Origin of the sequence: Tepidiforma sp. (genome assembly GCF_034432735.1) — a bacterium.
GTDB lineage: Bacteria > Chloroflexota > Dehalococcoidia > Tepidiformales > Tepidiformaceae > Tepidiforma.
This window is the reverse complement of record NZ_DAOUBJ010000022.1, coordinates 1-6,827: the sequence shown is the minus strand read 5'-3', so window position 1 is coordinate 6,827 and position 6,827 is coordinate 1. Positions and strand designations below refer to the sequence as shown.

Below are 6,827 nucleotides of genomic sequence, written 5' to 3'. Positions count from 1 at the left end.
CGCCCTCCTCGACCCCGAAATCGCCGCCGCCCTCGCCGGCATGCCCACCTTCGATGGCTTCGCCTTCGACGATCTCCCCGCGCTCCGCGCCCAGCGCGAAGCCATGGTCGCCCAGCTCCCCCTCTCCGATGCCGTCGAGCGGCGCGACCTCACCGTCCCTGGCCCCGCCGGCGCGCCCGATGTCGTCATCCGCGTCCACCGGCCCAAAGGTTCCGCCGGGCTCCTCCCCGCCCTCTACCACATGCACGGCGGCGGCTACGTCTTCGGCTCCCGCGCCATGGACGACATCCGCTTCGATCGCTGGTGCCCCGCACTCGGCTGCGTCGGCATCTCCGTCGAATACCGCCTCGCCCCCGAAACGCCCTACCCCGGCCCACTCGAAGATTGCTACGCCGCCCTCCACTGGGTCGTCGACCACGCCCCCGAGCTCGGGATCGACCGCGCCCGCCTCGGCATCGGTGGCGCCTCCGCCGGCGGTGGGCTCGCCGCCGGCCTCGCCCTCCTCGTCCGCGACCGCGCCGAGTTCCAGATCGCGTTCCAGCTCCTCATCTACCCCATGATCGACGACCGCATGGTCACAGCGTCCAGCAGCTGGGAGGTGCCCGTCTGGACCCCGCGCTCCAACCAAGCCGGCTGGCGCGCCTACCTCGGCCCACGCTTCGGCGGCGAAGTCCCGCCCTACGCCGCCGCCGCCCGCGCCACCGACCTCGCCGGCCTCCCACCAGCCTACGTCATGGTCGGCGCCCTCGATGGCTTCCTCGACGAAGACGTCGACTACGCCGTTCGCCTCGCCCGCGCCGGCGTCCCGACCGACCTGCGCGTCTACGCCGGCGCCCCCCACGGATTCGATGTCCTCACGCCCGGGACTCGGCTCGCTCGCCTCGCCCGCCGCGACATGGAAGAGTGGCTTGGCCGCCAGTTCGCCGCCTGAGCGGCCGCCGAGCCGCGAACCGTTCGCTCCCCCGAACGTGCGCCGCCGCATCCGCCATCGCACCCACCCGAGACCCCGACACGCGATCGCCCGCTCGCCCGCCGCCCACGCCCGTCACCCCTCGCCCGTCCCGACCGCGAGCGGCGGCAGTCCGAACGGACGCGCCAGCCAACGGTACGAGCAGCCAAACACCCCCGCCCCCACCAATACCCCGGCAAGCGCCGCCAGCGCGTACAGCTTCCCCTCGCCCACATTCACCAACACCGGCCCCGGGCACATCCCCGTAATCGACCAGCCCACCCCAAAAAGGATGCCACCGTACACATTCCCCCGGTGCCCCGGCTTCCGCTCGATCACCAGCGGCCGCCCCGTCAACGTCTTTCCGTACCGCTTCAACACCAAGATGCCCGGCGCCGTGAGCGCCACCGCCGTCCCGATGATCCCATAGAGCTGGAACTCCTCGAACAGGAACATCCCCTGGATGTAGTTGTAATCGGCCGCCCCCGACCGGCTGAGGATCAACCCGAACACCGTCCCGAGCACAAGATAGAAGAGCCTCACGCCGCGCCTCCTAGACGATCACCCGGTAGATCAAGTTCGTGGTCACAACGCCCGCCGCCATGAAGCTCACGGTCGCGACGAGGCTCGGAACCTCCAGGTTCGAAAGCCCGAAAATCCCGTGACCGCTCGTGCAACCCCCCGCCAATCGCGTGCCGAAGCCAATCAGCAGCCCGCCCACGAACATCCAGACCACCTTGCCCGCTGGCCCCCAGCCTATCTCCGCATCGAACATCCCCAGCGCCCACATCGGCTCCCAGCCCCCGCCGAGCAGCGCCGAGAGGAAGCCCCCCAGCACCAGCCCGCCCAGCAGCGGCAGCCGCCACCCGTTCGACCCACGAACGGCCTCGCGGCCAAAATACGGCGCCCGAACGACCAGCGAACACACATTTTCGAACCCCGTCGAAACGCCTAGCCGGTTGCTCGATACCCACAGCAACGCCAGCGTCACCAACGAAATCCCCGCCCCCGCCAGCCACCACGGCAGCGGGTCGAGGTCGTGCAAAATGAGCGGCATCGTACTTCCTCCCATGCTTCGTGTGCGCTGAGCATACCCCACCGACATTCCCCACGACCGACCATCGCCGGCGCCGCCCGTTCCCCCGCGCCCTGTCCTCAAGTCCCGCTCCCATCCAACCGAAAAGCACGGTGGCCAGTTCGGCCCACGAACACGCAGGAGGATCATCCATGCCCGTCAGCGCCGACGTCATCACCAAAGCCATCGCCGCCCACGGCCAGTGGAAGCAACGCCTTCGCGATGCCGTCGCCACCGGCAAGAGCGAGTGGCGGCCCGAAGTCGTCAAGACCGACAACGCCTGCGACCTCGGCAAGTGGATCTACGGCGAGGCCAAAGCCAGCATGCCCAACCATCCCGGCGTCGAGGAAGTCCGCAAGCTCCACGCCGAATTTCACCAAGAAGCCGCCAAAGTTCTCACGCTCGCCCTCCTCGGGCGGCGCGCAGAGGCCGAAGCTGCCATGGCGCTCAGTTCGCCCTTCAGCCGCGTGTCCACCGCCCTCGTCGGCGCCTTGAAGAAGCTCCAGGCCGCCTGACGCTCCGGACGCCCGGTGCCCCATCCCGCGGCCGGACGGCCGCTGCCGGCGCGCGCCCGCCGCACGAAACTTACACCATGCTTCGCCGGCGGAGCCTCGCCCTCGCCCTCGCCCTCGCAACCGTAGCGATCGCCTGCACCAACGCCGCGCCGCCGGCATCGACCCCTCACGAGCAGGGTGCCCCGGCGCCGCCAGCAGGTGCCGGCACGATCGCCTACATCGATGGCAACGGCTGCATCGCTTGGGTCCCCGCCGCCGGCGGCCCCTCCGACCGCGCCTGCCCGCCCACCCGGGGCGGCATCACCGCCATCACCTGGCTCGATGCCGAAACCATCGCCTACGTAACCCCCGAGCTCACCCGCATCGGCTGGCGCGCCATCCGCACCACTACCGGCGACGACCTCGCCCTCGACCCCCTCGAATCGCCCCGCATCTACCAGGTCGGCGCGCCACAGTACTACTCCGTCCTCGGCGAACGCATCGACATCGAAAATGGCGCCGCCGCCTGGACCTCCGCCGACGGCACCGAACGCCGAATCTTCCTCGCGCCCGGCCAGGGGCGCGATCGCTTCACGATGGTCACCTGGTCCCCCGATGGGGGCGGCGTCCTCCTCGCCGAAGGCTCGGCGAAGGCCCTTTGGGTCGCCTACCCCCACGGCGGCCCGCCCCGGCGCATCGCCCCCGCGAGCACCGGCGTCGCCTCGTGGTTCATCCCCACCGCTGGCGCCATGCCCCACGCCGACCTCACCTGCACGCTCCCCACCGAATTCACCTATCGCTGCCAATCCGAGCCCTGGAAGCCCGGCGAGGCCGCCGCGACCCCCGCCAGCGCCGAAGCGCTCCTCGCCTACTCCGCATGCCCCGGAGTCACCGGTTACGAACTCGAAGTCACCGGGCCGAGCGGCACCGCCCTCCGCCGCGTCAGCGCTGCCCAAGTCCAACGCTTCATCCCGCCAGCCCCCGGCACCTACCGGTGGCGCGTCCGCACCCTCATCGGCAACCAGCCGACCGCCTGGAGCCAGCCTCGTACCCTTATCGCCATCGAACCGGCCAGGTAGCACCAGAGCAACCGACAAGAAGTCGGCAAGAGCCCGCACGCATCGTGTCGTCCACCCCCCGCCCCGTCGGCCCCCGACTCCCCCCGCCGAAGCCCACCGTCTACACTAAAACCGTGCCCCTCCGCCTCGCCGCCCTTGGCCCTCGCCAGTTCGCCCTCGCCTGGGTCGGCGGGCTCGCCTTCGCCGCACTCCTCACCTGGTGGCTTCGGGCGGGCAACTCCGCGAGCGTCGCCTTCGTCTTCGTCTGCAGCGTCGACAACGTGCCGCCCCCCGAGTTTCCCGACGTCTTCTTCACCGTCGCGCTCGAGCCGCTCCCCGTGTACCTTCTCCTCTCCGCGGCCGCAGCCTACCTCCTCCTCTGGCTGCGCGTCCGCCATGCCGGCCGCGGCCGCCTCTTCCCCGCTTGGCGCCTGGCCAGCTTCATGAGCGGCATCGCCCTCGTCATCCTCACCGTCTTCGGTCCGCTCGCCGCGTACGACCGCGTCTTCCTCTTCGTCCACATGATCCAACACTTCATCCTCATCACCATCGCGCCGCCGCTCATCCTCCTCGGCGGCCCGATGACCCTCCTCCTCGTCGCCGCCGGCCCCCAGCGGCGCGAGCGCTGGATCTACCCCATCACCCACGCCCGCTGGTTCGAACTCTTCACCAACCCCATCGTCGGGCTGTTCCTCTTCGCCGCCGTCCCCATCCTCTGGTACATCACCCCCCTCTTCGAATCGTCCTTCACCAACGATTGGCTCCACTTCGGCGGCTATGCCGTCTTCCTCTTCGCCGGCATCCACTACTGGTGGCCGGTCGTCGGGGGCAACCCCACCCACTGGAACCTGCCCCATCCCGTGCGGCTCTTCTACCTCTTCGCCCTCGTCCCCATCCACGCCTTCCTCGGCTCCCTCTTCTACGAGCCCTCCCGCGTCCTCTACCAACAGCTCGCCGCCCAGCCCAGGCTCTGGGGCCCGCGCCCGCTCCTCGACCAGCAGATCGGCGGCGCCATCATGTTCCTCGCCGGCGAAGCGCTCGGGCTCATCGCCACCATCGCCGCCGCCGCCGCCTGGGCCCGCGCCGACGAGCGGGAAGCCAAGCGCCACGACGCCCGCCTCGCCCGCGAACGAGCCCGGGCCACCGGCGGCTGAGCGTCGCTCCCGCCGATTTCGGTCGAACCGGCGCCCGAATCGGCCCCCTTTCCCGTTCCTGTCCCAGGCGCGGGCAGTCGCCCCAGTACAATGGCCCCGAACGCAGGCCGCTCGCCTCGGGGAAACCATGGAATCCGAACCCTACGTCTCGCCTGTCCTCGCCGCCGGGTCGATAGGCATCGTCTTCGCCGCCCTCTTCGCCATCCTCGCCGCCGAACACCCCGCCGCCGTTCGCGTCCGCACCTTCCTCACCCGCCACGGCCAAAAGGCGATGTTCGCCATCGCCGCGACCGCCATGGCCTCGTCCCTCTACTACTCCGAAATCGTCCACTACACCCCCTGCGAACTCTGCTGGTTCCAGCGCATCGCCATGTACCCGCTCGCCGTGCTCCTCGGCATGGCCGCCGTCACCCGCGATCGCCTTTCCGCCAAGTACCTCGTCGCCCTCGCCGGCATCGGACTCGCCATCTCCATCTACCATTATCAGCTCCAACTCTTCCCGAATCAGGCCCAGCTCTGCACCGGCGAAGCCGTCTCCTGCACCGTCCGCTTCGTCGAAGAGTTCGGCTTCGTCTCCATCCCCTTCATGGCCGGCGCGAGCTTCCTCACCATCCTCCTCCTCCAGGTCGGCGCCTGGCGCATCCGCTACCTCGAAGCCCGCGGCCTCGTCTGAGCCGCCGCGCCCTACACCCCTCGCCGGTCGCCCCAGAGCAGGATGTGCAACCGCGTCCCGAAGCGATACCCCTCCTGGGCGCACACCTCCGCCAGCCATCGCCCGCGCTCGTTCAGCGCCCCCGCCGTCGTCCCCTCCGGCATCAGCACCACCCTGCCCGGCTCCACTCCTACGAGCGCGCAAATCTCGCGCACCTCCGCAAGGTCGCCCGGCTCCGCCACCACGAACTTGAACCACGCCCTGCCCGTCGCCACCAACGCTCGCAGCGCCTCCGGAACCAGGCGCCTGAGCCCCACATTGCCCGAATGCGCGAGCTTCGGCGAAACGTTGAACTGGTCGATCAGCCCCGCCAACGGCCCCGGCGCCACCGTCCCGTTCGTCTCCACCTCCAGCCGGAAGCCCCCCTCCACGAGCGCTTCTGCCAGCGGCACCAATTGCCGCCGCTGGAGCAGCGGTTCCCCGCCCGTGATCACCACGTTCCGGGGGGGAAGCGCCCGGACAACATCCGCCACCTCCTCGGGCGCCATCCGCATCGTCCCGGCCGCACGGTCGAATCGCTCCCAATCCCAGGTGTAGGCCGTATCGCACCAACCGCAGCGCAGATTGCAGAGCGCCAGCCGCACGAACGTGCTCGGCACCCCCATCGAAACGCCCTCGCCCTGCACCGAAGCGAAGATCTCCGGGCGGCCATCCGCCATGCGAGAAACCACCAGCGCATCCATCAGCCCATCCCCAGCGCCGGATCGGCGAGCCCCGCTGCCGCGAACCCCTCCGCCCGCAGCCGGCACGAATCGCAGGCCCCACACGGCCGGTCTCCCCCCGCGTAGCAGCTCCAGGTCAGCCCGAGCGGTGCCCCGAGCGCCGTCCCGTAGCGCACGATCTCCGCCTTCGACATCGCGATGATCGGCGCTTCGATCCGGAGCGGCACGTCGTACACCGTCCCCACCTTGCTCCCCAGCCGGAGCACCTGCTCGATCGCCCGGTAGAACTCCGGCCGGCAATCCGGGTAGCCGGAGTAGTCGATCGCGTTCGCCCCGACGTAAATCACCCCCTCGATCGTCGAAGGCTCCGCCCCCTCCCGCTCGATTCGCTCCAGCAGCCAACTCTCCAGCGCGGCCGCCGCCACCGTCACGAAAAATGTATTCCGGAGCGGCACGTAGGTGATCGGCACCCCGGCCCCGATCGCTTCCGCCGGCCGGTCGGCGGGCAGCTCGAACGCCCCGCTCGTCAGCGCAGAGTGCGCCGCCAGCCGACCGAAAAACGTCGCATCCACCTCCAGCAGCGGGATGCCCAGCGCCGCCGCCACCGCCCGGGCCGACTGCAGCTCCCGCTCGTGCCGCTGCCCGTAGGCAATGCTCAAGCCGCGAACATCCCCCCCGGCCCGCACCGCGTGAGCCGCCACCGTCGTCGAATCCAGCCCGCCC

Annotated in this window: 9 protein-coding genes; 5 read left to right on the top strand and 4 right to left on the bottom strand. The window is 70.2% G+C overall.

Annotation, left to right across the window (positions count from 1 at the left end):
• A partial coding sequence (locus tag VAE53_RS01780) for an alpha/beta hydrolase fold domain-containing protein (RefSeq protein WP_322817644.1) occupies positions 1–931 on the top strand: 931 nt, incomplete at its 5' end.
• Between the two features lie 114 nt (positions 932–1,045).
• Here the strand turns inward: VAE53_RS01780 and VAE53_RS01775 are convergent.
• Together VAE53_RS01775 and VAE53_RS01770 are read right to left on the bottom strand one after the other, a co-directional pair.
• On the bottom strand, positions 1,046–1,492 hold the full coding sequence (locus tag VAE53_RS01775) for a DUF6691 family protein (RefSeq protein ID WP_322817643.1): 447 nt from the start codon (positions 1,490–1,492) through the stop codon (positions 1,046–1,048).
• 10 nt (positions 1,493–1,502) lie between these two features.
• Entirely contained in the window at positions 1,503–2,006 is a 504-nt protein-coding gene (locus VAE53_RS01770) for a YeeE/YedE thiosulfate transporter family protein (protein WP_322817642.1), read from the bottom strand.
• Positions 2,007–2,176: 170 nt separating this feature from the next.
• Between VAE53_RS01770 and VAE53_RS01765 the strand changes: the two genes are divergently transcribed.
• From VAE53_RS01765 to VAE53_RS01750, 4 genes are all read left to right on the top strand, one after another.
• Positions 2,177–2,539: a CZB domain-containing protein gene (locus VAE53_RS01765; RefSeq protein ID WP_322817641.1), complete on the top strand. Its 363-nt coding sequence runs from the start codon at positions 2,177–2,179 to the stop codon at positions 2,537–2,539.
• Between the two features lie 77 nt (positions 2,540–2,616).
• Positions 2,617–3,597 (top strand): hypothetical protein, encoded by a 981-nt coding sequence (locus tag VAE53_RS01760; protein ID WP_322817640.1) that lies wholly within the window; start codon positions 2,617–2,619, stop codon positions 3,595–3,597.
• Between the two features lie 113 nt (positions 3,598–3,710).
• Positions 3,711–4,730 (top strand): cytochrome c oxidase assembly protein, encoded by a 1,020-nt coding sequence (locus VAE53_RS01755; protein WP_322817639.1) that lies wholly within the window; start codon positions 3,711–3,713, stop codon positions 4,728–4,730.
• A gap of 127 nt (positions 4,731–4,857) precedes the next feature.
• Positions 4,858–5,403 (top strand): disulfide bond formation protein B, encoded by a 546-nt coding sequence (locus VAE53_RS01750; RefSeq protein ID WP_322817638.1) that lies wholly within the window; start codon positions 4,858–4,860, stop codon positions 5,401–5,403.
• A gap of 11 nt (positions 5,404–5,414) precedes the next feature.
• On the opposite strand, the gene VAE53_RS01745 is transcribed toward VAE53_RS01750, so the two are convergent.
• Both VAE53_RS01745 and queC read right to left on the bottom strand, forming a co-directional pair.
• Positions 5,415–6,125 carry a 7-carboxy-7-deazaguanine synthase QueE gene (locus VAE53_RS01745; protein ID WP_322817637.1) on the bottom strand — a complete coding sequence of 237 codons (711 nt, stop codon included), beginning with the start codon at positions 6,123–6,125 and terminating at the stop codon, positions 5,415–5,417.
• On the bottom strand, positions 6,125–6,827 hold a 703-nt coding region (gene queC / locus VAE53_RS01740; protein ID WP_322817636.1), incomplete at its 5' end, for a 7-cyano-7-deazaguanine synthase QueC. The genes queC and VAE53_RS01745, both read right to left, overlap by 1 nt.

What these genes read in the sequence shown, in the direction of transcription:
- VAE53_RS01770 (WP_322817642.1), bottom strand. Translation starts at nt 2,006, where the DNA reads ATGCCGCTCATTTTGCACGACCTCGACCCGCTGCCGTGGTGGCTGGCG.
- VAE53_RS01765 (WP_322817641.1), top strand. Translation starts at nt 2,177, where the DNA reads ATGCCCGTCAGCGCCGACGTCATCACCAAAGCCATCGCCGCCCACGGC.
- VAE53_RS01760 (WP_322817640.1), top strand. Translation starts at nt 2,617, where the DNA reads ATGCTTCGCCGGCGGAGCCTCGCCCTCGCCCTCGCCCTCGCAACCGTA.
- VAE53_RS01750 (WP_322817638.1), top strand. Translation starts at nt 4,858, where the DNA reads ATGGAATCCGAACCCTACGTCTCGCCTGTCCTCGCCGCCGGGTCGATA.
- VAE53_RS01745 (WP_322817637.1), bottom strand. Translation starts at nt 6,125, where the DNA reads ATGGATGCGCTGGTGGTTTCTCGCATGGCGGATGGCCGCCCGGAGATC.